Consider the following 26,590-nt stretch of genomic DNA (forward strand, 5'->3'; position numbering starts at 1 on the left):
ACCCGCTGGACCCGCTGGACCCGCTGGACCCGCTGGACCCGCTGGACCCGCTGGACCCGCTGGACCCGCGGGACGCGCTGGACCCGCTGGACCCGCTGGACCCGCGGGACGCGCTGGACGCGCTGGACCCGCTGGACGTGCTGGACGCGCAAACCGTCACCGTTCCCGGTGCCGCTGCCGTGGACACCGTGCTGCCCCGGCTGGCCGGCAGCCTGAAGACCGTCCTTGCGGCGCCGCGCGCGGCTGGCCACCGAGGTCGAAGGGTTCCTTGATGCGCACCCTCTTGCCGGGGTCCTGACCAAATAACACGCGAACGAGCCCGAAGGTGATCATGATTTCTGCTCGGTTCGGGCTCGCTCTCCAGTTCGTGTTCCGCCGACGCCTGGCGATACCTGGGGCCTGGAGCCTGCCAGCTAAGACCGTGCTGCGGCGGAACACGACCGGTGGTGGCCCGGACGGGACGCCTTGTCCTGACCATGGCCCTGGAGTCCTTCATTGAGACCGGCGGACCATACCTGTCCGGGCCGCGGTCACGCCTGCTGATCAAGGATGTCGCTCGTGGCTCGAGCCCGTCCGCACCGCCTACACCTTGCTTCTCGGGAGCCTGGGAGCTCTGGCATCAAGACCGGAGTCGTGCGGATCGCTGGGATCGTGATCGGCTCAATCGCAGGGAAGGCCACAGAGCCTCGTTATTAGGGCGCCGCACGTTCTCGTGTCGATGCCGGGGATGCCGGGGATGCCGGGCAGCTTCGGCTGGTCGAGCGTTCCGCTGGAGACGACCACGTGCCGAGCCCGGATGCGGTCCTCGCGGTCGGTCCCCACGACCCACTCCTCGGCCCGCTCGTCCCACCGGAGTTCCCGGACGGCGGTGCGGAAGCAGGCGTCCCGGTAGAGGTCGTACGTCCGGGCGATGTCCTGGGCGTGGCGGAGGATCTCCGCTCCCGGCGAGTACTTCCACTCGGGGACGGTCCCGATCTCCTCCAACAGGGGCAGGTACACGTAGGACTCGATGTCGCAGTGGATGCCCGGGTAGCGGTTCCAGTACCACGTCCCGCCGAAGTCACCGCCCTTCTCGATCACGCGGATCCGCTCGACGCCTACCTGGCGGAGCCGGCTGGCCGCCAGCAGTCCGCCGAAGCCGCCGCCGACGACCACCACGTCCACCTGGTCGGTGAGGGGGGACCTGGGGGGCTCGGGTTCCGCGTAGGGGTCCTCCGCGTAGTAGCCGAAGCGGCCCTCCGGCCGCTGGTGGTGGAGCCTGCCGTCCGTGCGGAGGCGGCGGTCCCGTTCCTCGCGGTACTTCGCGCGGAGGGCGTCGGGATCGAAGCCCAGCTCGTCCGGGATGGTCGGGGTGCCGGAGGTGGACATGCGTGCCTTTCGTCGCGGTGATCACCACTGGGATCCAGGAAACCCATCCCCACCCATTAAGTCAAGCGAGTGATTTAATGGTGGGCGGTGCGCGGTTCGTCCGTTCTCGACCGTTCCACCACCAGCTCACCACGACACCTCGACCGCCGGGAGGCCGACGAATGAGCGACCCAACCCCTGTGCTGACCGCCGACACCCCGGTCGGCCAGTGGCTCACCCACCCCGTGGGCGGGCCCCTGCTCAGAGACCTGCTCAGCCAGGGGGGAGTGGACGAGGACGCCCTGGCGGCCGTCCGGCAGATCCCGCTCGGCCACCTCGTCGCCCTGAGCCGGGGCCGCCTGCCGCAGGACGCGGTGGACGACCTCGTCACCAGGGCCGGTGGGGAACCCACCCCGCCGCCCGGCCCTGCCGGCGGGACCCCGCACGCCGCGTCCAGCCGCTTCGACGGCAGGACCGTCATCGTGACCGGCGCCGCCTCCGGCATCGGCCGGGCCACGGCGGCCCGCGTCCTCGCCGAGGGCGGGCGGGTCGTGGCCGTGGACATCGCCGGCGGCGGCCTGGAGACCCTCGCCGCCGAGGCCGCCTCCGACCGGCTCCACACCGTCGTCGCCGACATCACCGACCGCACCGACGTCGACCGGGTCGTCGACGCCGCCGGCACCCGGATCGACGGCCTGGCCAACGTCGCCGGCGTGCTCGACGACTTCTCCCCGGCGCACGAGGTCACGGACGACACCTGGCGCCGCTGCTTCGACGTCAACGTCGACGGCACCCTCAACCTCGTCCGCGCCGTCATCCCCGCGATGCTCCGGGCCGGCGCGGGCAGCATCGTCAACGTGGCCTCCGAAGCGGCCCTGCGCGGCTCCACCGCCGGCGTCGCCTACACCGCCTCCAAACACGCCGTCGTCGGGCTCACCCGCAGCTGCGCCGTCATGTACGGCCCTCACGGCATCCGCGTCAACGCCGTCGCCCCCGGTGGCGTGGCCACCGGAATGGCGCCACCCGTCAACCAGTCCGAGTTCGGCGCCCACCGCATCCACGACCTGCTGCGCTCCATGCCGCCGGTCGCCCTCCCCGCGCGGCTCGCCGCCCCCATCACCTTCCTGCTCAGCGAGGACGGCGCGAACGTCAACGGAGTGGTACTGCCCTCCGACGGCGGCTGGTCCGCGCAGTAGACCTGGCAGGATGCCGCCGTGGACCTCTCCTCCATCGCCCCGGAACTCCGCTCCCACGTCCGCCGCATGCCCCGGCTGCCGTTACGCCAGCGGTGGGCCCGCCGGCTGGTCCGCGCGGCGGGCGCCACCCTGCCCGCACCCCCGGAGGTAGCGGGCACCAGCCCGCGACGACCGGCCGACGCGGCCCCCGGCGTCCGCGTCCACCGCCCCCACCAGGTCCGCTCGGACGCCGCCCTGCTGTGGATCCACGGCGGTGGGCTGGTGATCGGTTCGGCGGCACAGGACGACCGGTTCTGCGCGGAGACCGCCAGGGACCTGGGCATCACCGTCGTCGCCGCCGAGTACCGCCTCGCCCCCGAGCACCGCCACCCGGCGGCCCTCGACGACTGCCACGCCGCCTGGACCTGGGTGCGTGACCACGCCGACGAGCTCGGCGTCGACACGGCCAGGATCGCCGTCGGAGGGCAGAGCGCCGGGGGCGGACTCGCCGCCGCGCTGGTCCAGCGACTCCACGACCTCGACCAGGGACGCCCCGCCGCCCAGTGGTTGCTGTGCCCCATGCTCGACGACCGGACGGCCGCGCGGCGCCACCTCGACTCCCTCCGCCACGCGGTCTGGGACAACCGGCTGAACCGCTTCGGCTGGCGTTCGTACCTCGGCGTCGAACCCGGCGCACCCGACGTCCCGCCAGGAGCCGTACCCGCCCGGCGGGCGGACCTGCGTGGACTACCTGCCACCTGGATCGGCGTCGGGGACGTCGACCTCTTCCACACCGAGAACCGGGTGTACGCGCGGCGGCTGCGGGCGGCCGGGGTCGACACCACCACGCACGTCGTTCGGGGCGCGCCCCACGGATTCGAGTCGTGGGCAGCGGAGACCCGCATCGCCCGGGAGTTCCTAGCGGAGGCCCGAACGTGGCTCGACCAGCGCCTACACCGCACGGGGGCCGGCGCGCTCCGATGACGGGCGCGCCGGGGGAGCACGGCCACGAAAAGGCGTGACGCCCGTCCACCGGGTCGCCGACGACCACCACCCGGGGTCCGGGGCCCTCGCAGACCGGCCCCCGCTCCGGCAGGACCGGATCGAGCCGTCAACAGCGAATGCCGGCCTACCCTGCGACCGTCCCCCGGACCACGGCCGGCGCGCCACCAGGTCGGTCCACGGCGGCGCCCCGAGGGCGAGCCGGAGGGCGTCGGGCGCAAGGGTGGCGGTCGAGAACGCGTCGGCCGTCGACACCAGCACCCCGCGTCGCGCCACCAGGTGGGCGTTCTCGCCGTCGCGGCCCCCCGGGGACAGCGGCAACCACGCCGAAGCACGACCCCGGGTGCGCGTGCGCCCTGCGCTCCCGGCGCATCCGCTCCCTCGCGTCGAGGTGCGCGCCGTCGACGTCGCACGGCACGGGTACCACCTGGAGGGGATGCGTCGTCGCGAGCAGCCGGATGCCGGACACGTCAGGGAGTCCACCGCGAGACCATCAGCGGGGCGGATGAGCGCGCGCGGCACGGCGTCGAGCCAGTGCCACGTGCGGTCAGGGGACCAGGCCGGCGAGGCCGTCCGCGACGAGTCCCACCCGCCGTCACCGCCGTGCCTGGTCATCTCCTCCGCGCCCGCGCGGGAGGCGGTTCACGGCCGGGCGCGTGGGCGCGGACGGAGAAGGGCAGGAGGTCGACGCGAAGACCATCCGGCACCTCACCGGGGTGGATCGTCGTAGGTGAGGACGAACCTGCTGTGCGTCTTGTCGATGGCGGTGCCCGCCAGCTCGCTGTCCGGGGCGCCGGCCGGGTGGACGGTCAACGTCGGGGAGTGCCGGTGCCGGTCGGGTGCCCAGGCCCGGATCTCGCCGCACAGGTGTTCGGTCAGTTCGGCGGCGGCCGGCCCGTGGCCGATGACGCCCAACTCGCAGCGCGCCTCGTCCGCGATGGTGACGCGGCGGAGGGTCAGGTAGGCCAGCGTGCCGTCGTCGACCAGGGCCATCCGCCAGTACCCCGGTACCGGGTCGCACACCTCGGGTGGGACGTCACCGGTGACCCCGAGTCGGCACACTCGCGGATCGGTGGCGGTCAGCCGCAGCCAGAGGTCCTCGTGGGACTCCTGTCGGCCGAGGGTGACATCGGACCAGGTGGTGACGCGAGGTTGATCGAGCACACCCAGCAGCGCGTCGGGCCGCACGTCCTGGTCGCGGTCCCAATGGAGGGTGACCAGCCCGTCGGAGGTGATGGCGCCACTGAGCTCTCCCTCACCGTCGCCGACCAAGTACACGAATCCGCACAGGACCAGTGAATCGGAGACCAGACGATCACCGGTGCGGGTGAAAGCGACGCTCCGCCCCTGACCCCGCCACCGCAGCGGGGCGACCAGCCGCCCTCCTGGCGCGAGCTGCTGCCACCAGGGCGCGGGAAGGTCCCACGGCGAGACCGTGGCGATCATCCGGTCGTACGGAGCGTGTTCGGGGTAGCCCAACACGCCGTCACCAGTGACGACGTGAACGCCACCGAAACCGGTGTCGGCCAGCGCCCGTGACGCCCTGGCCGCGACGTCCGGGTTGATGTCCACCGTGGTCACCAGGTCGGCGCGTCCGGTCAACTGGGCGAGCAGGCAGGCGTTGTACCCGGTGCCGGCCCCGATCTCCAGGACGCGGTGGCCCGGCTGGACGTCCAGCTGGTCGAGCATCCCCGCGACCAGCCACGGAGCGGACGCGCAGGACAACGAACGGCCGTTGTCGAACCGGTGGGTGACCACCGCTCGGTACGGGTGGTAGGCGAGTTCCAGGTCGGCGTCCGGCAGGAACCGGTGGCGGGGTGTGTCGCGGAGTACCCGTTCCACCTCGCCGCGCTCCGCCCATCCGCCCGCGCGGACCTTGGCGACCATCTCCGCGCGCAGCGACTCCGGCGACAGGGTGGTGGTGTCGGTTTCCAACGCTTCTCCTCGTGGTCTCGGCCGTCGGGATGGTGGGGGAGCGTCCGCGCGGCGTCATGGCTCCTCGGCAGGGCCACCAGGGCGAGTAAGTCCGCGTTGGCGATCGGGATGCTGGCCGGCGGTGGTACTCGGGCAGGTGCTTCCCGGTGCCGAAGTGGTCGACAGTCAACTGGGGAGTGGCCGTCGAGTTCAAGTGCGTTCAGCGGGTACCGGCGCGGGCATTCCGATGATGACCTGCGTTGATCGGTGTCCCTCGTGTCGTCGAATCCTTCTTTGGAGTGACTGTCCGCCCGCTTCCGTCGGTATTCGACCAACCGTGCCGAGCGTGGGGGAAACCCGTGATCGACCCGATTCGAGTGGGCCTGGTCGAGCAGCCGGAACCAGGGCGAAGCCATGGCGTCCCTGTTGCGCCAATCAGGCGTCGATGAGGCGTCGATGAGGCGACGACCCCGTTGAACTGCGAAAACTCCATGCTCAACGGTCGCGGTTCGAGCGGGTGCGGCCGGTGGCCGAGGATCGGTCCCGGCCGGTGGCCCGTTATTCTGGTCCCGGAATGAGGAGGGTCGGATGAATGTCAACGGGTGAGTGCGGGAATGCCATCGAGGTGGGGTTCGAGAGGGTGATCGGCTTCGGGAATCATTTCCGTGACCGGAAGACGTCATGGCCGCGCACTCCCCGCGGTCGCCGGCCGGATCCCACCGGGGTGAGGTGAGCGGCGTGGGCGACAGGCGTGCGGGATTCACGGCCCGACGTAAGGCGAGGGGCTTCACCCAGGAAGGGCTGGCCACGGCGGTCGGGGTGGAGTTCTCCACTGTCGGGCGCTGGGAACGCGGTTCGCTGACACCCCAACCGTGGCGGAGGGCCCGGATCGCGAAGGCACTGGGGGTCTCGCTCGACGACCTGGCCACGCTCCTCGGCGAGGATCCGGCCGACGGCTCGCAGGGCCTGTCACGGGGTGGGACGGGGCGAGCGCCCTCCGGCCGCACCCCGGACGCCCTCCTTCCAGCCTCGGGCTCGCCGATGTCCGCGATGAGCGACACTGGTGGACCGGCCGAACGAGGCGACGGGCCCCCGGTGCCGGCCGGGCACCTCGGGTCCCTCACCGTGACCGTGCCGCCGCCACGGCGGATAGGACGCTCCGAGGTCGAGCAGGTCAAGCTGATGACCAGCACCCTGGCCACCAGCGAGAACCTCTACGGCGGAGGCATGGCTGGGGAAGCGGGCGCGGCGCACCTGAGGTGGGCCAGCCAGCTGCTGGACGCCCAGGCCAGCACCGCCGTACGTGCGGGGATCTTCGAGGCCGTCGGCAACCTCGCGGGAGTCGTCGCGTTCTCCGCCTTCGACGTCGGGAACCACGACGCCGCGACCCGGTGCTTCCGGTTCGGCCTGTGGTGCGCTGAGCAGGGCGGCTGCTGGGAGCTGCGTGCCGCGACCCTCGCTGACCTGGCCCGTCAGGCCATCTACCTCGGCAACGTGGACGAGGCACTGTCCTCGATCGAGTTCGCCCAGGTGCGAGCTGACCGGCTGACGGCCACCGCACGAGCCATGATCGGCAACGTCCGCGCCCGCTTGCTGGCGGTGCTGGGGCGTGACGATGAAGCCCGAGCGGAGGTGGACCGCGCCGACGCGCACTTCGCGGAACGGCAGCCGGAGGCGGACCGGCCCTGGCTGGTCTACTACGACGAGGCCGAACACGCCGGCAGCAGCGCGGGCGCTGACCTCGCTCGCTCTCGCCGCTAACCGGCCGGGGGAGGCGGCGGACCGGCTGAGAACCGCGATCCAACTGCACAGCGACGTGTACCGGCGTTCGCGGGCGTTCTCCAGGGCGCGGCTGGCGACCCTGCACATGGCGGTCGGGGATCCGCTCGAAGCCGCCCTCGTCGGCCGGCGCGCTGTCGAGGACGCCAGGATGTTGCACTCGCGGCGGATGGACGAGGAGCTCGCCACGCTGGTCCGAGCGTGTCAGCGGCACCGTGCGATACCGGAGGTGGCGGAACTCGTGGAACTCCTGACCCACCCCACCGATGACTGAGGCGAACGGCGCTGCGCTCCCATCAGCGCGGAACTCCCGAGCGGTGCTGGAAGCAGCGGGTGAACGAGCAGGCGTGTCGACCACGGACGCGACGCTGATCCGGGACGGGATGAACGTCCTCTACCGGTTGGCCGGCGGTGTGGTGGCACGGATCGGACCGGCGGGGTCCCACCTCGTCGCCGAACGCCACCTCCGCGCTTCGCGCTGGTTGGCCGATCGCGGCGTTCCCGTCGTCCGCACCGTCGACGGTGTCGAACAGCCCACGTCCGTGGGAGGTCGACCTGTCACCTGGTGGATGCGGCTACCCGAGCACCGCCCCGCCACTCCGGCCGAACTCGGCGCGACGCTGCGGCGGCTCCACCGGCTGGATCTCCCCGAGGCGGGCGTGTTTCCCACCGTCGACCCCCTGGAGGGAGTACGTGCCGCATTCGACGGCGAGACCCTCCTGGCCGAGGGAGATCGGGACCTGCTGCGCGATCTCGCGGACCGACTGCGCGTCGAGTACCGGGCCTTGGCGCCCCATCTCCCGCTCCGGCTCATCCACGGTCACCCCTGGCAGGGCAACGTCGTGGTTCCCCTGGGAGGCGGTGATCCCGTGCTGCTGGACCTCGACCAGATGGGGGTCGGCCCCCCGGAGTGGGACCTGGTTTCCCTGGCCGTGGACCACACCGACTTCGCGCGGATCACCGACGCCGAGTACCGGGCGTTCGTCGCGGCCTATGGCGGTGACGACATGACCACGTGGTCCGGGTACCGCACCCTGGCCACGATCCGAGAACTGCGGTGGGCGACGTTCGTCCTGGGCAAGGCGCGGGCGAGCCCGGAAGCGGCCGCCGAGGCGCGGCACCGGGTGGCGTGCCTGACGGGGAAGGTCGAGCGACCGTGGACGTGGTCGGCGTTCTGACCTGATACGCCGTCCGTCCGTCCGAACGGGCGCGGCACCGATCCGCCCACGGCGCCTCGTGACCCAGTGGCAAGGGTGGTGTCTACCAGCACCTCGCGGTTCCCTCCGCCACCCGGCGCCCCGGGGTGGCTTGTCCGCTAACGCCCCGCTCTCCGGTGGTAGTCGGCCGCCAGCAGCCCGAACAGGAGGTCGTCGGCCCATTCGTCGCGGACCCAGGTGTTGGCCCGCCGTAGCCCTTCCCGTTCGAATCCGAGGCGGTCGAGCAGCCGGGCGGAGGCGTCGTTGCGGGGGTCGCATTCGGCTGACACCCGGTGCAGGCAGCGGTCGACGAACAGGTGCTCCAGCATGCGACCGACGGCCTCGGTGGCGTAGCCGCGACCGTGGTGGGGCGCGGCGAGGGTGAAGCCGAGGTCGGCCTGCATCCCGTTCTCGTGCAGGTTCACGCCGAGGTCGCCGATCAGGGCGCCGTCCAGGGAGATGGCGTAGGGGAACCAGCCGGGCCGGTCGGGGGCGTCGTGCCGGTAGCGGGCGATGGTCTCCGCCGCCCGTTCGACGGTCAGCGGTGTCTCCCAGGCCTGGTAGCGGGCGATGGCCGGGTCCGAGCGGTACGCGGCGAGCGCCGCCGCGTCCCCTGGCTGGAACCGCCGGAGGACCAGGCGCGGGCTGACCAGCCACGGCCCCGTCCGCTGGCTGGGAAGTTCCGACGGGGTCACGGCCTCCTCACCCCCGCTTGCGCAGCACGTAGCACTGGAACAGCGCGTGCCCGGACGGGGTGGCCGCGCTCCGCTGGAGTACCTCCAGCCCCGACATCTCGCACCACGGCGCGCTGATGAGGATCGGGGTGTGGCCGAGCAGGACGACGAGCCCGCCGTCCCGGCACGCGCTCACCGCCGCCGCCATCAGCTCGTGGGCCTGCGCCGTGCCCACGACGAACGCGTTCAGGTGGCGGCAGATCACCAGGTCGGCGCTGCCCGGGCGAACGGCCGGTCTGATGCTGTCGCCGCAGTGGGTCTCGTCCACCCGGGACCGCGCGTAGGCGGCCATCTGGGGGCTGAGGTCCTGGCCGATCGTGCGGGTCCCGGGAACCCGTCGTTGGACGGCCTGGAGGAACGCCCCGGTCGAGCAGGCGGCGTCGTAGGCGACGCCGCCCCGGAACCCGAGTTCGACGAGCCGGTCCGGCACGGAGTCGCGCAGCACCGACTCGGCGTGGTCGAGTTCGCGGGCGAACTCCTCGGTGAGTTCCCAGCCGTCCGGGTCGAACTCGGCCGCCGCGTCGCGGACCCGGTCGCCGAGCTGGGCGAAGGGGTAGTACAGCTCGGCTCCCGGGTCGGCCACGGCCGCCGCGAACAGCGCCGTCCGCTCGGCCTCGTCCACCGGCCGGTGGAACACGGCGACGTGGTCCTCGGCGACCTGTTCCCGCTCCACCACCCCCAGCAGCATGTCCGCCTGGACCAGGCAGCCCTTGAGGCGTTCGGCGGGTTCCCCGTCCCGGTCGGGGCCGGGGTAGGCGGCCTCGGTCTTGCGGCCGACCAGCCGCAGCCCGGACACCTGGAGGTAGAACAGGTCGTACGGTTTGCCCTCGGCGTAGGTCTCGACGACGCGCTCCGGTGCGCGTTCCGCCGCTCCCGTCAGTGTGATCACCGGGTTCCCTCCAGTGCGTCGCGGATGGCCGTGGCCGTGCCGCGCAGGTGGTCGTCGTCGAACAGCAACTCGTGCCGGCCGGGTACCGAGGTCACGACCAGGCCGGGGAACAGGGCGCGGTCCCAGCCGCGCGGCCGGGTCGCGGCGGGGTCCTCCCCGCCGGCCACCAGCAGGGCCACCCGGTCCGGGTAGGCGGGTTGCGGGTACCGGGAGGCCAGGTCGCCGTTGTGCTCCAACTCCCCTGCGAGGTCGACGCCCTCCGGGGAGTCGGCGTCCACGCCCAGCTCGGCCAACCGCTCCCGAATGCCGTCCCGCGCGTCACCGGCCGGGGTGACGGCGTTCAGGTTGTGGCTGTCGATGAGGAGCAGGTCGGTGACCGCGTCGCCGTGGGCCCGCATCTGCCGGGCCATCTCCAACGCGACCACCCCGCCGAAGGACCACCCGCCGAGGTGGAAGGGGCCTTCGGGTTCGAGGGTGCGCACCCACTCGACGTAGCGGGTGGCCATGTCGGCGAGGGTGGCGAACCGGTTGCCGGGTTGGCCGAACCGGGGGTCGGAGATGACGTGCAGCCGCCATTCCGGCAGCAGCGGGGCCAGCCCGTGGTAGGGCAGGGCCAGGCCCTCCCCGGGGTGCACCAGGAACAACGCGCCGCCGGTGGCGTCGGGGTTGAGGGTCTGGACGTGGCGGGACCCCGAACCGGCCACCGGTGCCAGCAGCTGTTCGGCAAGGCCGGCGACGGTGCCGGCCTTGAGGATCTGGGGGACGTCGCAGCGCACGCCCTCGGGCAGGTTCTCCCGCAGCACCCGCAGCAGCCGCACCACCAGCAGGGAATGTCCGCCGAGGTCGAAGAAGTCGTCGTGGGCGCCGATCCCGGTGACGCCCAGCACCTCCTCCCAGCAGCGGGCGATGAGCACTTCCAGTTCGGTGGACGGCGGGCGGGACGCCTCGGCCACCGCCGTCGACGCACCGGCACCGGCCAGGTCGGCGAGGCGACGCTGGTCGACCTTGCCGTTGGCGGTCAGCGGCAGCTCGTCGAGCACGGAGATCCCACCGACCATCCAGTCGGGCAGCCGCTGGCCCAACCACCGGCGCAGCTCGCCGGGGTCCACCTCGGCGTCGGCTCGGGGAACGGCGAAGGTGACCAGGGTGCCCTGGTGGGCGACGGTGACGGCCTGCCGGACGGCCGGGTGCGCCTCGGCGGTGCGGTCGACCTCGGCGGGTTCGACGCGGTGCCCGCGCACCTTCACCTGGCGGTCCTGCCGGCCGAGGAACTCCAGCTCCCCGGTGGGCAGCCACCGCGCCCGGTCGCCGGTGCGGTAGAGCCGGCCGTCCCCGAAGGGGTTCGCGGGGAAGGCGCGGGTGGTCAACTCCTCGTCGCCCAGGTACCCCGCGCCCACGGCGATCCCAGCGATGGCCAGTTCGCCGGCGCAGCCGGGCGGCACCTCCCGCAGGTGGGCGTCGACGACGTGCGCGGTGGTGCCGGCGATGGCGCGCCCGATCGGCACGCGGTCGCCCCGCCCGTCCTCCGCGACGCAGGTGTGGTGGGTGACGCTGATGGACGCCTCGGTCGGCCCGTAGGCCTGGTGCAACCGGGCCCCGAGCCCCGAGTCGTGGAACGCGCGGACCAGGGCGGGGGTGACGGCCTCGCCGCCGGAGAGGACGTGCCGCAGCCCGGAGCAGTCGACGGCCTTGGGGCCGTCGAGGAACGCGGCCAGCAGGGTCGGGAGGAAGTGCGCGACCGACACCCGTTCGGCGACGACCAGTTCCGCGAGCCGGTCGGTGTCCAACACGGCCTCGGGCGGGGCGACCACCACGGTTCCACCGTGGGCCAGCGGGAAGAACACCTCCCACAGCGCGATGTCGAAGGCCGTTCCTGCGGTGGCCAGCACCCGGGGCGGCTCCTCGGTGGGGAAGGCCGTGCCCGACCAGAGCACCCGGTTCACCAGGCCGGCCTGGGGCACCAGGACTCCCTTGGGGGTGCCGGTGGAGCCGGAGGTGTAGACGACGGCGGCGTCCCGGTCCGGGTCGGTCGCCCGGGGCGGGGACGGGGGTTCCTCGCTCGCCTCGGTGAGGGTGCCGTCGGGGTGGACGACGGGCCACGCGGCGAACCCGGCCGGGTCCAGGTCGGTCAGGACCGCCGCCAGGCCCGCGTCGGCGGCGATGGTCCGGCGCCGGGCCGCCGGGTGGTCGGGGTCGAGCAGCACCGGCACCGCGCCGTGCTGGCGCAGTGCCAGCAGCGCGGTGACGAAGGCCGTCGACCGCCCCAGGCAGACACCGACGAGCTGCCCGCGTTCCACGCCGGCCGCCGCGATCCGGTCGGCGAGGGCGGTGGTGCGGGCACCCAGCTCGGCGTGGGTGAGGACCGCGCCGTCGGTCACGACGGCCGGTGCGTCCGGAGTGGTCTCCCGGTGCGGGACGACCAGGTCGAGCAGGGACGTGGCCCCGGGCGGCCCCGAGGTGGCGGTGGGGGTGGCGTTCCAGCTCGCGACGAGGGCGCGGTCGGCCTCGGGCAGCACGTCGAGTTCCCGCAGCCGCGCGTCGGGGCGGCGGCACAGCTGCTCCATGAGCAGCTGGAAGGTGGCGATCAGCCGGTCCACCTCGGCCGAGGTGAAGTGGGTGGTGTCGTAGTTGAAGTGGAAGGCGAGCTTCTCCAGGGGGAGCACGATCAGGCCGATGGGGTACTCGGTCTTCTCCTGGGCGTGCAGGTCGATGACCTGGATGCTCAGCTCGTCGTCACCGGGGAGGTTGTCCTCGGGGTAGTTCTCGAAGGCCACCAGGCTGTCGAACACGTGCCCGCCCGACAGCTTGGTCCCCCCGGCCCAGGACTTGATCTGGGCGAGCGGCACGTGGCCCTGGGCGGCGGTGGTGGCCAGGTCGCCGTGGATGGCGGACAGCAGCTCGGTGACGGTCCGGTCCGGGTCGAGCCGGATGCGCAGCGGGATCGTGTTGATGAACAACCCGACCATGTGCTCGGACCCGGCCAGTTCGGGTGGCCGGCCGGCGATGGTGAGGCCGTGCACCACGTCCTCCGCCCCGTTCCGCAACGCCAGCAGCATGCTCCACGCGGCCTGGGTGATCGCGTTCGACGTGACGCCGTAGTCGCGGGAGGCCTCGGCCACCAGCGCGGTCAGTGACTCGCTGAACTCGTGGACGACGGTGTGGAACAGGCCCTCCTGGTCGGCGGGGGCCTCGGAGAACGGGGTGGGGGCCAGGTCGGCCAGGTACTCCCGCCAAAAGCGTTCCGCGCCGTCGCCCCGGGCCGTCTTGGCCCGGATCCAGCCGACGTAGTCCCGGTAGGGCCGGCACGGGGCCAGCCGGGGTTCGCGGCTGTGCGCCAGCTCCTCGTAGATCCGGAACATGTCGCCCCAGATCAGCGACAGGCACCAGCCGTCGAGCAGGATGTGGTGGTGGCTCCACAGCAGGTAGTGGCTGCCGGTGCCGCGCCGGACCAGGGTGAGCCGGTACAGCGGGCAGGTGTCCAGGCCCAGGCCCGTCTCCCGGTCGTTGACCAGCAGGCGCTCCAACAGGCCGGCGTGTTCCTCCGGGGCGTGGGTGGTCCAGTCGAGCACCGTCCACGGCGGTTCCACATCGGAGCGCACGTACTGGAGGGGTTCGGTCAGCTCCTCCCAGACGAACCCGGTGCGCAGGATCTCGTAGCGGTCGGCGACCCGCCGCCAGGCCTCCCGCAGCGCGTCCTCGTCGACCTCGCCGACCAGTTCCAGCACGTTCTGGTTGAAGTAGGCGTCGGAGTCCGGCCAGTACAGGCCCCGGAACAACATGCCCGCCTGCATGGGGGCCAGCGGGTAGACGTCGACGACACCGGGCCGGGAGCGCACCGCGTCCAGCTGGTCCTGGTCGATCCCGGCGAACAGCGCGTCCTCACCGGGTTCGGCCATGGGCTGCTCGATGGCGGGGGCGTCCGAGGCCCGGTCCGCCGAGGCGGCCATCGCGCGGACGGTGCGGTCGGCGAAGATGTGCGCGACCTCCAACCGGATGCCCTGCCGTTGGGCGCGGGCGGCCAGCCGCATGCTGGAGACCGAGTCCCCGCCCGAGCGGAAGAAGTCGTCGTCGACACCGGGTTCCCCGCCACCGACCAGTTCGGCCCACAGGCTGGCGATGGCCCGCTCGGTGGGCGTCTCGGGCGGGGCGGAGGTCCGCTGCCCGGCGGTCGTCTCGGGCAGGGCGGCCCGGTCGACCTTGCCGGAGTTCGTCAGCGGCAGGGCGTCCAACCACACCAGCTCCCCGGGGACCTGGTAGGCGGGAAGCGCGGCGGTCAGCCCCGCCAGCACCCGCGCCGACGCCCGCGCCGGTCCGCCTCCCGCGTCGGGGTGACCGGAGACGAAGGCGACCAGCCGGCGGGAGGCCTCCCCGCCGCGCAGCACCACGGCGGCCTGCCGGACCAGGTCGGACTCCAGCAGGGCCGCCTCGATCTCGCCCAGCTCGATGCGGTAGCCGCGCAGCTTCACCTGGCCGTCCCGGCGGCCCAGGTACTCCACGACGCCGTCCGGTCCGAACCGGGCCCGGTCCCCGGTGCGGTAGAGGCGGTCACCGGGACCGCCGAAGGGGTCGGGCACGAACCGCTCGGCGGTGAGACCCGGCCGGCCGAGGTAGCCGACCGCCACCGCCTGCCCGCCGATGCACAGCTCGCCCTCCGCGCCCACCGGCAGCGGGTTCAGGTCCTCGTCGAGGACGTGGACGCGGGTGTTGTCGACCGGGGTGCCGATGGGCACGAACGGCCGGTCGTCGTCGGCCCGCACCGGCCAGTGGGTGACGTCGATGGTGGCCTCGGTGGGGCCGTAGAGGTTGTGCAGGGCGCAGTGCGGGAGCCGCCGGGTGAACTCGGCGGCGACCGGTTTGGGCAGGGCCTCGCCGCTGGAGATCGCCACCCGGAGCGACCCGGCCCGCTCGACGTCGGCCACGTCGAGGAACGCGGGCACCAGCGACGGCACGAAGTGCAGCATGGTCACGGCCTCGTCCCGGACCAGGCGCACCATCGCCGTGGCGTCCCGCCGCGCCGGCTCGGGAGTGATGACCAGTCGTGCGCCGCTGATCAGCGGCAACAACTGCTCCCACACCGAGACGTCGAAGCTGAACGAGGTCTTGTGCAGGACGACGTCGTCGGGTCCGACGTCGTACCGGTCGCGCATCCACAACAGGCGGTTGACCAGGCCGCGGTGGTTCACCGCGACGCCCTTGGGCCGGCCGGTGGACCCGGACGTGTAGATGACGTAGGCGAGCAGGTCGGCGCCGGGGAAGTCGACCTGGGCGCCGCCGCCCTCACCGGACCAGCCGTCCGAGCACACCAGGGTCGGCCCCCCGTAGCCCAGCCCGTCGAGGCGGTCGGTGGTGTCGGTGACGAGAGCGGCCGCGCCGGCGTCGCCGAGCAGGAACCCCAGGCGCTGGGCGGGAAGCTCCGGGTCCAGCGGGAGGTAGGCGGCACCCGCGTACAGCACGCCGAGGACGGCGGTGATCCGCTCGGGGGAGGGGGGCAGGGCGATGGCCACCACGTCGCCGGGACGCACCCCCAGCCCGGCCAGCCGCGCCGCCACCCCGCCGGCCGCCACGTCCAGTTCGGCGTAGGTGACCGTGCGGCCCTCGAAGGTGACGGCGGGCCGCGCACCGTGTTCGGCCGCCCGCTGCCGCACGAGCTCGTGGATGCCCACCTCGGTGGGGAAGGCGCGGACCGTGTCGTTCCACTCGGCCACTCTCGCTGCGGTGTCGTCGGCGTCGTCGGCGAACAGGTCGCTCACGCGCAGGGTCACGGGTTCTCTCCTCCGTCAGGGTCGCCGCCGCGGGCGATCCGCTCCAGCAGGCGGGCCAGGTGGCGGACCAGTCCGGTCGCCTCGGCCGGGGTCAGCGCGTGGGGCTGGTAGGTCAGTTCGAAGGTCAGCCGGTCTCCCGGCAGGACGGTCAGGGACACGGCGAACTCGGTGCTCTCCACGGCGCGGACGACCCGCAGCGCCCCGTGCCCGCCGAGGGGCTGCCCGGTGCGGTCGCCCGGGTAGTTCTCGAACACCACGATCGAGTCGAACAGCGCGTCACCGGCGCCCGCCCAGGCGCGGATGCGGCCGAGCGGGTGCGCGGCGTGCTCGTAGGTCTCGACCAGGTTCCGCTGGACCTGGCGGAACAGCGCGGGCAGCTCGGCGTCCTCCGCGAACCGCACCCGCAGGGGCAGCGTGTTCAGGCACAGCCCGACGAGCCGTTCCGACCGGGGGATCTCGTCGGGCCGCAGGGACATCACGACCCCGAACAGCAGGTCCCGGCTCGCGCAGCGCTGTCCCAACAGCAGCGACCACGCGGCCAGCACCACCGAGTGCAGGGTGGCCCGGCCGCGTTCCGCCACCCGGGTCAGGGACCGGGTCGCCTCCCGGGACATCTCGGCGGTGACCAGGGTCGCCGTTCCCGCGCCCTGGGCGCCGGCACGCCCGATCCTGGTGGGTTGGGCGCCGGCCAGCGCCTCCCGCCAGAAGCGGGCCCCGGCCTCCTCGTCCCGGGTGGCCAGCCACCCGAGGTAGGCGTCGTAGCCGGGTCGGGCGGGCGGTGCCCAGGCACGGCCGTTCGCCTCGGCCTCGTAGGCGGAGGCGACGTCGGCGAGCACCAACGGCAGGCTCCACCCGTCGAGCAGGATGTGGTGGTGGCTCCACAGCAGCCAGCGGCCGGCGCGGCCCCCGTCGATCCAGTGCCAGCGCTGCTGACCGGGCGTGGACAGGTCGAAGGGTTCGGCCCGGTCGGCGTCCAGCACGGTGCCCGGCCCGGCTCCCGGTAGGGCGTGGAGACGCCAGTCCACGGGCGGCGGGGGCCCGATGACCTGCACGGGTTCGTCCAGGCCCGCGCTGGCGAACGCCGCGCGGAACACGTCGGTGTGGTCGACCACCCGTTGCCAGGCAGCCCGCAGCACGGCCTGGTCGACGTCGCCGTCCACCGCGAACAGGAGCTGCGTGTGGTAGGCGGTTGACCCGGGCCGGGCCAGATGCCAGGCCAACATGCCCTGCTGCGCCGGTGCCAGTGGCAGGAGCGCCCGGGTTCCGGGGCGGGTGGTCAGGACGGCGCGCAGGTCCTCGACCGGCAGGGCGACGGCCGGGAAGTCGGCGGGGACGGCGGCGACGCCGACCGGTCCGTCCAGTGCCGACACCAGGTCGAGCAGCGCCGCCAGCAGCTCCTCCGCCAGCGACCGGACCGCCGCCGGCGTGAACCGGCCCGGGTCGTGGAACCACTCGGTCCACAGACCGCGGTCGTCCAGGCCGGACACCAGCTCCAGGCCGGGGGGCACGGCGTGCTCTGGGGCGGCGTCGTCCCCGACGGTCTGCCGTTCCGCCCTGGTGAACAGCCCCGCGCCGCGCGGTCCGGTCGTGGAACCGAGGTGGTTGACGACCAGCTCCGGTTCGGGTTCGGCGCCGGCGCGCAGGAGTCCGTAGCCGACGCCCTCGTCCGGGACGCCGGCCAGCGTCTCGCGCACGTGGCGCAGCGTCTCCAGGGGGTCGTCGGTGTGGACGTCGAAGGCCACCGGGTGCACGCTGGTGAGCCACCCGACCGTCCCGGTCAGGTCGGGCCAGCCCGGTGGCCCGGACCGTCCGTGCGTCTCGCGGAGCACCGCCACCCGGGGTTCCCCGGTCCACCGGGCGACGACACGGGCCAGGGCCGCCAGCAGGATCTCGTCCACCCGTAGCCGGTGTCGGGTGGCCGCCGCGAGCAGTGCCCCGCTGGCCGTCGGGGGCAGGGCGGCCCGCAGCGGGGTGCCGCTGGCTCCCTCGGCGCCCTGTCCCGGTGCGGAGGGCAGGTCGGGCAGGCCGGGCAGGTCGGCCAGGGTCCGGCGCCAGTGCTCGCGTTGGGCGGGGGTGTCCACGCTGGTGACGAGGGCGGGGCGCAGGCGGGCGAGGTCCTCGAACGACGTCGGCGGCGTGGGCAGGGTGACCGGTTCGCCTCGGGCCACCTGCCGGTAGGCGGTGTCCAGGTCGGAGAGCACGGTCTCCCAGGAGGCGTGGTCCACCGCCAGGTGGTGGGCCACCAGCAGGACGGCCTGTCGGCCGTCCACGCCCTCACCGACGAGGGCGGCCAGGGTGGGGCCGTCCTCGACGTTCATCGCCGTGTGCACCGGGCCGGCCAGTTCCGTGATGGTGCGCGGTCCGATCGGGACGTCGGCCCGCACCACCAGCGCCAGTTCGTCGGAGGGTGGGGCGAGCACGCCGTGGTCCTGCCAGCGTCCCTCCGCCCACACCGCGCGCAGCCGGAACGCGTCGTGGTGGGCCGCGACGGCCCGCAACGCCGCCAGCAGCAGCGCCGGGTCGACCGGCTCGGCCGGTTCCGCCAGCACCGCCTGGTTGAGGTGCCCGGTGTGGCGGGGGAGGCCGGCGAGGAACCGGCGTTGGGCCGGGGTCAGCCACAACCGGCCAGCCCCGGGCGGCGGTGCCGCCGGGACGGCGGCGGTGGCGGCGGATGGCAGCGGCACGGCGCTGGCGGCCAGCTCGGCCAGTGACGCCGTCCGCAACACCTGGGACAGGTCCACCCGCCAGCCGGCGGCGCGGGCCTGGGCCACCACCCGGATCGCGCTCACCGAGTCCCCGCCGAGGTCGAAGAAGTTGGCGTCCCGGCTGATCACCGCCTCGGCGGTCCCGGGCAGGACCCGCGCCCAGATGGCCGCGAGGTCCCGTTCGGGCGCGGTCTCCGCCCCGTCCACCACGGCCGTGGTGGACGCGGTGGTGGACGCCGGGTCGGGCAGGGCTGCGACGTCGAGCTTCCCGGTGGCTCCGACCGGGAGTTCCCGGAGGACCACCAGGTGCGCGGGCACCATCGCCCGGGGCAGCCGGTCCCGCAGCCGCCGCCGCACCTCGGCGCACAGCCGCTCGGGATCCGCGGTCGGGTCGGCGGGCACCAGGTATCCGACCAGGGCGGTGACGCCCCCGGGGTCGGCGTGGGGCAGGACAGCGCAGTCCACGACCCGGGGATCGGCGGTGAGCGCCACCTCCACCTCGTGGGGTTCGACGCGGACACCGGCGATCTTCACCTGGCGGTCGACCCGGCCGACGAACTCCAGGCCCCCGTCGGGGTGGTGGCGGGCCAGGTCGCCCGTGCGGTAGGCGCGGGCGCCGGGAACGCCGGCGTGCGGGTCGGGGACGAAGCGGTCCGCCGTCGCCGCCGGGCCGCCCAGGTAGCCCCGGGCGAGGACCGCACCGCCGATGACCAGCTCGCCGACGACACCCACCGGCACCGGCTGGCCCTCCGGGTCGAGGACGTACACCCGGGCGTTCGGCAGGGCCTCCCCCAACGGGACCCGGTCGGGGGGCGGATCGCCGGGGCCCCGCCAGTGGGTGGCGATGATCGAGGCCTCGGTGGGCCCGTAGGTGTGGTGCAGGACCGCCGAGGTCCGCTCGGCGAACCGGGCTGGCAGGCTCGGGGAGAGGCGTTCCCCGCCGCACAGCACGTGCCGCAGGGACGGCGCGACGGGTTCCCGCAGGTAGTGCTCGAGCAGGGTGGGTACCAGGTGCAGCACCGCGACCCGTTCGGCGGCCACCAGGTCGGCGATGGCGCCGACGTCCCCGTGGCGGTCCTGGTCGAGCACCACCAGCCGACCACCGTTGGCCAGGGGGTGGAACATCTCCCACAGGGAGATGTCGAACCCGACGGCCGCGACCTGGGCCACGGCCTCCCCGGGCCGCGTCGGGTAGGCCAGCCGGGACCACAGCAGCTGGTTGGCCAGCCCGCGTTGCGTGCACTGCACGCCCTTGGGTGCCCCGGTGGACCCGGAGGTGTAGGTGACGTAGGCCAGCTGGTCGGGTTCCGGCCGCCGGACCGGCACGGCTTCGCCCGGGCGCAGGTCCTCGACGCGCAACGTCGGCAGGCCCTCGCCGGCGCAGTCCCCGGCGCCGTCGCTGATCACGGCGTGCGCGCCGCAGTCGGCGAGGATCGCCCGGTGCCGCTCGACCGGTTGCTCCGGGTCCAGGGGGACGTGGACGCCGCCCGCCCTCCAGATGCCCAGCACCACGGCCGGCAGTTCCGCCCGGCGCCCGATCCTGGTCGCCACCGGCCCCTCCACCGGGATCCCCCGGCCGCGCAGCCAGGCGGCGACGCCGTCCGCGAGGGCGTCGAGCTCGCGGTAGGTGAGGGAACGGGTCGACGTGGTCACCGCCGTCGCGTCCGGTGTGGCCGCCACCCACCGTTCGACCAGGCCGAGCACCTCGGTGGGCCGGTCCGGCAGGGTCCGCTGGTTCGGTGCGGCCAGCAGCCGCCGTCGTTCCCGGTCGTCCACCAGGTCCAACGCGGCCACCGGCCTCCCCGGGGCCTCGGCCGCGTTGGCGAGCAGCCGCGCCAGGGTGGCGGCCAACCCGTCCACCCCGGCCTGGCCCACCAGGTCGGCCGCCGCGCGGATCTCGATGTCCACCGCACCCGGGGTGACGCGCGCGGTGATCTCCAGGTCGAAGGCCCCCAGCAGGGGTGTTCGGGGCACCGTCGTCGCCGTGGCCCCGCCGAACGCCGCCGTCTCCGGAACGGCCTCGTCGTCCACGTCGAACACGACCTGGGTCAGGCCCCGGTCGGCGCGGGACAGCTCCCGCACGATCCGCTGCGTCGGGACCGAGCCGTGCGCGAAGGCGTCGCGCGCCGCGTCCCGGGTCCGGGACACCTGGAGCGCGAACGGCTCCGCCGGGTCGATGTCCGCCCGGATCGGCAGCACGTTGACCAGGGGACCGACCAGGGCGGCCCGGGTGTCGTCGCCCCGGTCGGCCACCGGCGCACCGACGACGACGTCACGTTGTCCGCAGATCCGCGACAACCAGACCCGCACCCCCGCCAGCAGCGTGACGAACGGGGTGGCGTTCGCGTGCCTGCCCACCTCGGCGAGGGCGTGGGCGGCGCGGGGCGGCAGGCTCACCCGGGCGATGGTCCGGTCGGGGCCGAGGGTGGCCGGCCGCCCCCGGTCGGTGGGGAGGTCGAGCCGTTCCGGCGCCCCGCGCAGGGTGTCGGACCAGAACGCCAGCCCCTCCGCGTCCGGGAGCGCGTCCCGGTCGGCCGCCGCCCACGCCAGGAAGCTCGGTGCCGGGGCCAGCGACACCGCCCGGTGTTCGACCTCGGCCGTGTAGGACTCGGCCAGTTCGCGGACCAGGAGCCGCGCCGACCAGCCGTCCCCGGCGACGTGGTGCAGCACGACGACCAGCGCGTGGTCCTCCGGGCCCAGGCGCAGCAGGGTCCAGTGGACCGGGGGTGCGGAGGCGAGGTCGAAGGGTTCGGCGACCAACTCGTCCACCCGTCGGTCGAGTTCGGCCCCGGTCGCCTCGGACAGGGCCAGCGGCGGGCCGCAGTCGGTGGCCCGCCAGACCGGGCCGTCCTCACCCTCGGCGAGCAGGCTGCGCAGCAGGTCGTGGCGGGTGGCCAACGCCGAGGTCGCCGCCGTCAGGGCCGGAACCGACAGCGGCCCCGCCAGCCGCAGCACCACCGGCAGGTGGAAGGTGCCCTCGCCGGTCGTGGTGGCCTGCGCCCAGATCCCCAGCTGTGTCCACGACAGCGGAGCCGAGCTCACCGGGGCGGCGGGCACCGGGCCGGCTCCTCCCGGGGTGCGCTCGTCCGCCCACGGCGCCAGTGACTCGATGGTCGGGTTGTCGAACAGGTCCGGCATCCGCAGCCCCGGGTAGCCCAGCGCGTGCATGCGGCGCACCAGGTCCATCGCCAGCAGCGAATGCCCGCCCAGGGCGAAGAAGTTGTCGGCCAGCCCGACCCGGGGCACTCCCAGCAGCTCCGCCCACAGCGCGGCCACCGCGCGCTCCCGGTCGGTCCTCGGTTCCCGGGAACTGGCGCCGGGCTCGGGCCCGGCGGGAACCGCCAGCGCCGCCCGGTCCACCTTCCCGGCGGCCGTCCTCGGCAGCGGCGAGTCGTGCACCCGGATCACCGAGGGCACCATGAAGGGGGGCAACCGGCCGGCCAGGTGCGCGCGGACCGCGTCCGAGTCCACTGTGGACGAGACGGCGACGTGCGCGGCGAGGACATCGCCCCGGACGACGACGGCCGCCTCCGCCACCCCGGGGTGGGCCGCCAGCGCCGTCTCCACCTCGTCCAGCTCGACGCGGTAACCGCGCAGTTTGACCTGCCTGTCGGCGCGGCTGACGAAGTGCAGCACCCCGGCCTCCACCCGGGCCAGGTCCCCGGTGCGGTACATCCGCCGCCCGTCCCCGGTGAAGGGGTCGGGGAGGAACCGCTCGGCGGTCAGCCCCGGGCGGCCGACGTAACCCCGCGCCAGGCCGGTGCCCGCCAGGTACAGCTCGGCGACCACCCCGTCGGGCACGGGCGCCAGGTAGCGGTCCAGCAGGTAGGCCCGGGTGTTCGACGTGGGCGCTCCGATGGGGACCCCGCCGGCCTCGGCCAGCTCGGCGGCGGTGGCGCCGACCGTGACCTCGGTGGGGCCGTAGGCGTTGACCAACCGGACGTCGCGCACCAGCCGGTGCCAGCGGTCGACGGCGGCCCGCCCCACCTGCTGGCCGCCGATCGCGACCAGCCGCAGCGCCGGCGGCAGCACCAGCCCTTCTTCGCCCAGGGCGTCCACCAGGCGCTCCCAGTAGCCGGTGGGCAGGTTCGCCACGGTCGTCGCGGTCCGCTCGCAGTGGGCGAGCAGCGCTCGCACCGAGGTGACCGACTCGTCGTCCCGCAGCACCACGGTCGCGCCGGCCACCAACGTCGGGAACACCTCCTCGACCAGCACGTCGAAGGTGACCGCGCAGAACTGGAGCGCCCGATCGGCGGGGGAAAGGCCGTACTCCCGCACCGCCCACCGGACGTGGTCGGCGAGGGCGCCGTGTTCGACCACCACCCCCTTGGGCTCACCGGTCGACCCCGAGGTGAACAGGACGTACGCGGGATCACCCGGTGCGGGTTCCGGTCGCCCCGGGTGCCGCGGCGTGCCCTCCTCCGCGACCGGGATGTCGCCAGGGTGGAGCACGGCGACGTCGGCTCGGGCGAACCGGTCGACGTCGGCGGTGACGAGCAGGCGGGCACCGCTCGTCCTGAGCTGACCGGTGACGCGGTCGTCGGGGTCCTCCGGCGACAGCGGCAGGAACGCGCACCGCGCGACCAGCACGCCGAGGAGCACGGCCACCAGGTCCGCAGACCGGGGCAGGCACACGCCGACCACGTCACCCCGGGTGGCCCCCGACGCGACGAGCCGGGCCGCGACGGCGTCGGCGTGCCGGACGAGGCCGGCGAAGTCGACCGTCCGGGCACCGTCGAGCACAGCGGGTGCGCGGGGGGCGCGGGCGGCCGCCGCCCGGACGAGCCCCACCACCCCCTCCGCCGGCGGTTCGACGGGGCCGGCTATCCCCGGCGGGACGGGGGTGTCGGTCAACCGGAGCCGGCCCACCCGAACACCGGGGTCGGCGAGGACGTCACCGAGCAGGGCGGTGAGGCCGTCGGCGAGGATCTCGGCGGCCGGCGCGTCCAGCACGTCGTGGTTGAACTCCAGCTCCAGGTCGACGCCGTCGGGCACGGCCCTGGCGATCAGGGTGAGGTCGAAGGCGGTGGTCCGCGACGGTGGGCGCAGCGCCTCCGCCGCCACCCCGGGCAGTGCCACGGGCACGCCGAGGGAGTCCTCCCACACCACCATGTACCGCATCAACGGGTGGTGCCCGCTGTCCCGGCGGCGACCGAGCAGGCCGGCCAGCCGTTCGACGGGCACCGCCTGGTGTTCGTGGGCGGCCGGCACCGCCTCCCGGCACTGGTCCAGCACCTCGGTGAAGCGCGGGTCGCCGCGCAGGTCGGCCCGCAGCGGCAGCGTGTTGACCAGCATGGTCACCGCGGTGTCGGCGCCAGGCAGTCCCCGATCGGCCACCGGAGCGGCGACGACCACGTCATCGGCCCCGGAGAAGCGGTGGACCAGCACCTGGAACGCCGCCAGCAGCACCATGAACGGCGTCACCCCGCGCGCGGAGCACAGCGCGCGCAGCGCCTCGGCCCGGTCGGGCGGGAGCACCCGGATCGCGCGGCCGGCCCGGTGCCCGCCGTCCACCCGGTGCCGGGGTCCGACCGTGAGGTCGACGTCGAGGGTCGCCCCGTCGAGGCGGTCCCGCCAGAACCCCAGATCCCGTTCCGCGCGTGCGGAGTCGACCCCCGGTGTCACCAGCGCCGGGTTCGTCGGCGGGTCGAGGCGCGGAGCGCGGTCCTCGACGGCCGAGGCGTACAGCTCCCGCAGCTCCTCGGCGACCAGGCGCATGGACCACCGGTCGATGACCAGGTGGTGCAGTACGAGCAGGAAGACGAGGTCGTCGTCGCCCAGCCGCAGCAGCCGCGCCCGCACCAGTGGGGGCCGGTCCAGGTCGAACGGCTGGGCCAGCGCCTCGTCGCCGGCCGCCACCACGCGCGCGTTCCGCTGCTCGGGGGACAGCCCGCGCAGGTCCTCCACGTGGAGGGGCACCGGCGCGGCGTCGGCCACCAGCAGCCGGGCCGGCCCGTCGTCGCGGGCGGGGGAGGAGCGCAGCACGGGGTGCCGGCGGGTCAACGCGTCCAGTGCCCAGCGCAGCGCCGCCTCGTCGACGGTGCCCCGCCACCGGGTGGGCACCGCGACGCCGAACAGGCCGGGGCCGCCGAGGAACTCCTCCTCGAACAGGATCCGCGCCTGGCCGGGGGACAGCGGCAACTCCGTCGGCTCCACGGACGCCGCCGGATCCTCCCCGTCGTCCGCCGTCCGGGCCTCGATGTCGGGGGTTCTCGCCTCCTCGACCCGGCGGGCCAGCGCGGCGACGGTGCGGGCGCGCAGCACGTCGGCCATCGACAGCCGCACCCCGTACCGGCGCCACACGGCCGCCACGATCCTGGTGGCGGTCAACGAGTCCCCGCCCAGGGCGAGGAAGTCGTCGGAGACCCCGACCCGGGGCAGGTCGAGCAGGTCGGCCCACACACCGGCCAGGTCGCGTTCCAGCCCGGTCGCCGCCGCGCCGTTCGCGTCGCAGCCGCCGACGTCGGGGACCCCGCCGCTGGCCGGGGCCTCGGGCAACGCCGCGTAGTCGATCTTCCCGTTGGCGGTGAGGGGGAAGCGGTCCACGCTCACCCATCGGGTGGGGATGACCGCCTCCGGGAGCCGGTCGGCCAGGTGCGCGCGCAGCGCGGCGGGTTCGGCGCCGCCCTGGAGGTAGGCGACGACACGGTCACCGGTGGGTCCACCGACCAGACGGACCGCCGCCCGGGACACCGAGGGATGCTGGTGCAGCAGCGACTCGACCTCGGCCGGGTCCACCCGGTGGCCGCGCACCTTGAACTCCGCGTCCACCCGTCCGAGGAACTCGATCCTGCCGTCGTCCAACCACCGGACGCGGTCCCCGGTGCGGTACACCCGCCCGCCGCCGGCCGGGTCCAGACCGAGCCAGTCGGGCAGGAACCGGGCCGCGGTCTCCGCCGGACCGCCCAGGTACCCCCTGGCCAGCGGAGCACCGGCCACCACCAGCTCCCCGGGCACGCCGGCCGGCACCCGCCGGCCCTCGGGGTCCACGACGGCCACCGAGCAGTTGTGCATGGGCCGGCCCAACGGCATCCGGGACGCGCCGTCGACCGGGCTGGCCTCGTCGTGCAGCACGGTGATCGTGGTCTCCGTCGGACCGTAGGCGTGGACGAGGACGGTGCCCGACCGGTCCAACAGCCGGTCGCGCAGCGACGGGGGGACGCGCTCACCGCCGCACACCGCCAGGCGCAGCCCCCGCGTCGCGTGCTCGTCCGCCCCGGAGAGCAGTTCGTCCAACACCGAGGGCACCAGGTGCGCGACCGTGACCTGGTGGGCCCTCATCAGCTCCGGCAGGTAGGGGACGATGCCGTGCACCCGGTGTTCGGCGACCACCAGCCTCGCCCCGGCCACGAGCCCGGCCAGCAACTCCCACACCGCGATGTCGAACCCGGGGGAAGCCGTGGCCAGCAGCACGTCCCGGGGCCCCAGCGGGTACGCCTCCTGCCACCACGCCATGCGGTTGGCCAGGGCTCCGTGCGGGACCAGCACTCCCTTGGGCCGGCCGGTCGACCCCGACGTGTACATGAGGTAGGCGGCCAGCGCCGGGTGGGGGTCCGGCCACGGCCCCCGGTCGCCGTCGCCGATCCGCTCGGCTCCGCTCCCGCCGTCGAGGGCCTCGTCGACCCGGAGCACGGGCCCGTCGACCCCGGGGGAGGAGGCGGACGTCAGGGTCACGACCGGACGCGCGTCGGCGACCACCGCCGCCCGCCGACCCGAGGGCCACCTCGGGTCGAGGGGCAGGTACACCCCGCCGGCCCGGACCACCGCCAGGCAGGCGACCAGCACGTCGAGCCCGTCCTCGGCCAGCACGGCAACGGGCCGTTCCGGCCCCACCCCGAGCGCCCGCAGCCGGCGGGCCAGCGCGGCCGACCGGGACCCCAGGTCGGAGTAGGACAGCTGGCGGTCCCCGCGCACCGCGGCCACCCGGTCGCCGTTCTCGGCCAGGGCCGTCGCGACCCGCCGCCACCACCGGCCCGGGTCGTGATCGACCCGGGCACCCCGTTCCCAGTGCCGCCTGAGTTCCGCCATAGTCGCCTCAGGCTAGGAACGGTGTTTATCGGATCCTTATCAGATCCGTTCTCCGGGGA

General features: G+C 74.2%; 11 protein-coding genes. 5 read left to right on the forward strand and 6 right to left on the reverse strand.

Annotated elements, in window-relative coordinates; all coding sequences use genetic code 11:
* Positions 1–660 precede the first annotated feature (660 nt).
* Entirely contained in the window at positions 661–1,368 is a 708-nt protein-coding gene (locus C1701_RS23355) for an NAD(P)-binding protein (RefSeq protein WP_337661902.1), read from the reverse strand.
* A gap of 161 nt (positions 1,369–1,529) precedes the next feature.
* Between C1701_RS23355 and C1701_RS23360 the strand changes: the two genes are divergently transcribed.
* Positions 1,530–2,543 carry an SDR family NAD(P)-dependent oxidoreductase gene (locus tag C1701_RS23360; RefSeq protein ID WP_103056612.1) on the forward strand — a complete coding sequence of 338 codons (1,014 nt, stop codon included), beginning with the start codon at positions 1,530–1,532 and terminating at the stop codon, positions 2,541–2,543.
* Positions 2,544–2,561: 18 nt separating this feature from the next.
* Positions 2,562–3,506 (forward strand): alpha/beta hydrolase, encoded by a 945-nt coding sequence (locus C1701_RS23365; RefSeq protein WP_030106170.1) that lies wholly within the window; start codon positions 2,562–2,564, stop codon positions 3,504–3,506.
* Positions 3,507–4,232: 726 nt separating this feature from the next.
* On the opposite strand, the gene fxlM is transcribed toward C1701_RS23365, so the two are convergent.
* Positions 4,233–5,459, reverse strand: a complete 1,227-nt coding sequence (fxlM, locus tag C1701_RS23370; RefSeq protein ID WP_103056613.1) for a methyltransferase, FxLD system — start codon at positions 5,457–5,459, stop codon at positions 4,233–4,235.
* Between the two features lie 717 nt (positions 5,460–6,176).
* Here fxlM and C1701_RS23375 point away from each other — a divergent pair.
* The 3 genes from C1701_RS23375 (at position 6,177) to C1701_RS23385 (ending at position 8,395) form a co-directional block, all read left to right on the forward strand.
* Positions 6,177–7,199 carry a helix-turn-helix domain-containing protein gene (locus C1701_RS23375; protein ID WP_337661903.1) on the forward strand — a complete coding sequence of 341 codons (1,023 nt, stop codon included), beginning with the start codon at positions 6,177–6,179 and terminating at the stop codon, positions 7,197–7,199.
* A 55-nt stretch (positions 7,200–7,254) separates the two neighbouring features.
* Entirely contained in the window at positions 7,255–7,491 is a 237-nt protein-coding gene (locus C1701_RS23380; protein WP_103056615.1) for a hypothetical protein, read from the forward strand.
* 73 nt (positions 7,492–7,564) lie between these two features.
* A complete protein-coding gene (locus tag C1701_RS23385; RefSeq protein ID WP_337661904.1) occupies positions 7,565–8,395 on the forward strand; it encodes a phosphotransferase enzyme family protein in 831 nt (276 codons plus the stop codon).
* A 137-nt stretch (positions 8,396–8,532) separates the two neighbouring features.
* On the opposite strand, the gene C1701_RS23390 is transcribed toward C1701_RS23385, so the two are convergent.
* From C1701_RS23390 to C1701_RS23405, 4 genes are read right to left on the reverse strand one after another with little or no spacing between them, the layout of a single operon-like run.
* Positions 8,533–9,108, reverse strand: a complete 576-nt coding sequence (locus C1701_RS23390) for a GNAT family N-acetyltransferase (RefSeq protein ID WP_051713191.1) — start codon at positions 9,106–9,108, stop codon at positions 8,533–8,535.
* A 7-nt stretch (positions 9,109–9,115) separates the two neighbouring features.
* Positions 9,116–10,036, reverse strand: coding sequence for a class I SAM-dependent methyltransferase (locus C1701_RS23395; protein ID WP_103056616.1), 921 nt, complete (start codon positions 10,034–10,036; stop codon positions 9,116–9,118).
* Complete coding sequence (locus C1701_RS23400) at positions 10,033–15,798, reverse strand: non-ribosomal peptide synthetase (protein ID WP_103056617.1); 5,766 nt, start codon at positions 15,796–15,798, stop codon at positions 10,033–10,035. The genes C1701_RS23395 and C1701_RS23400 overlap by 4 nt, the downstream gene beginning before the upstream one ends.
* Positions 15,795–26,531: a non-ribosomal peptide synthetase gene (locus tag C1701_RS23405; RefSeq protein ID WP_103056618.1), complete on the reverse strand. Its 10,737-nt coding sequence runs from the start codon at positions 26,529–26,531 to the stop codon at positions 15,795–15,797. The genes C1701_RS23400 and C1701_RS23405 overlap by 4 nt, the downstream gene beginning before the upstream one ends.
* Positions 26,532–26,590 lie beyond the last annotated feature (59 nt).

Origin of the sequence: Actinoalloteichus sp. AHMU CJ021 (assembly GCF_002895405.1) — a bacterium.
Classification (GTDB): domain Bacteria; phylum Actinomycetota; class Actinomycetes; order Mycobacteriales; family Pseudonocardiaceae; genus Actinoalloteichus_B; species Actinoalloteichus_B caeruleus.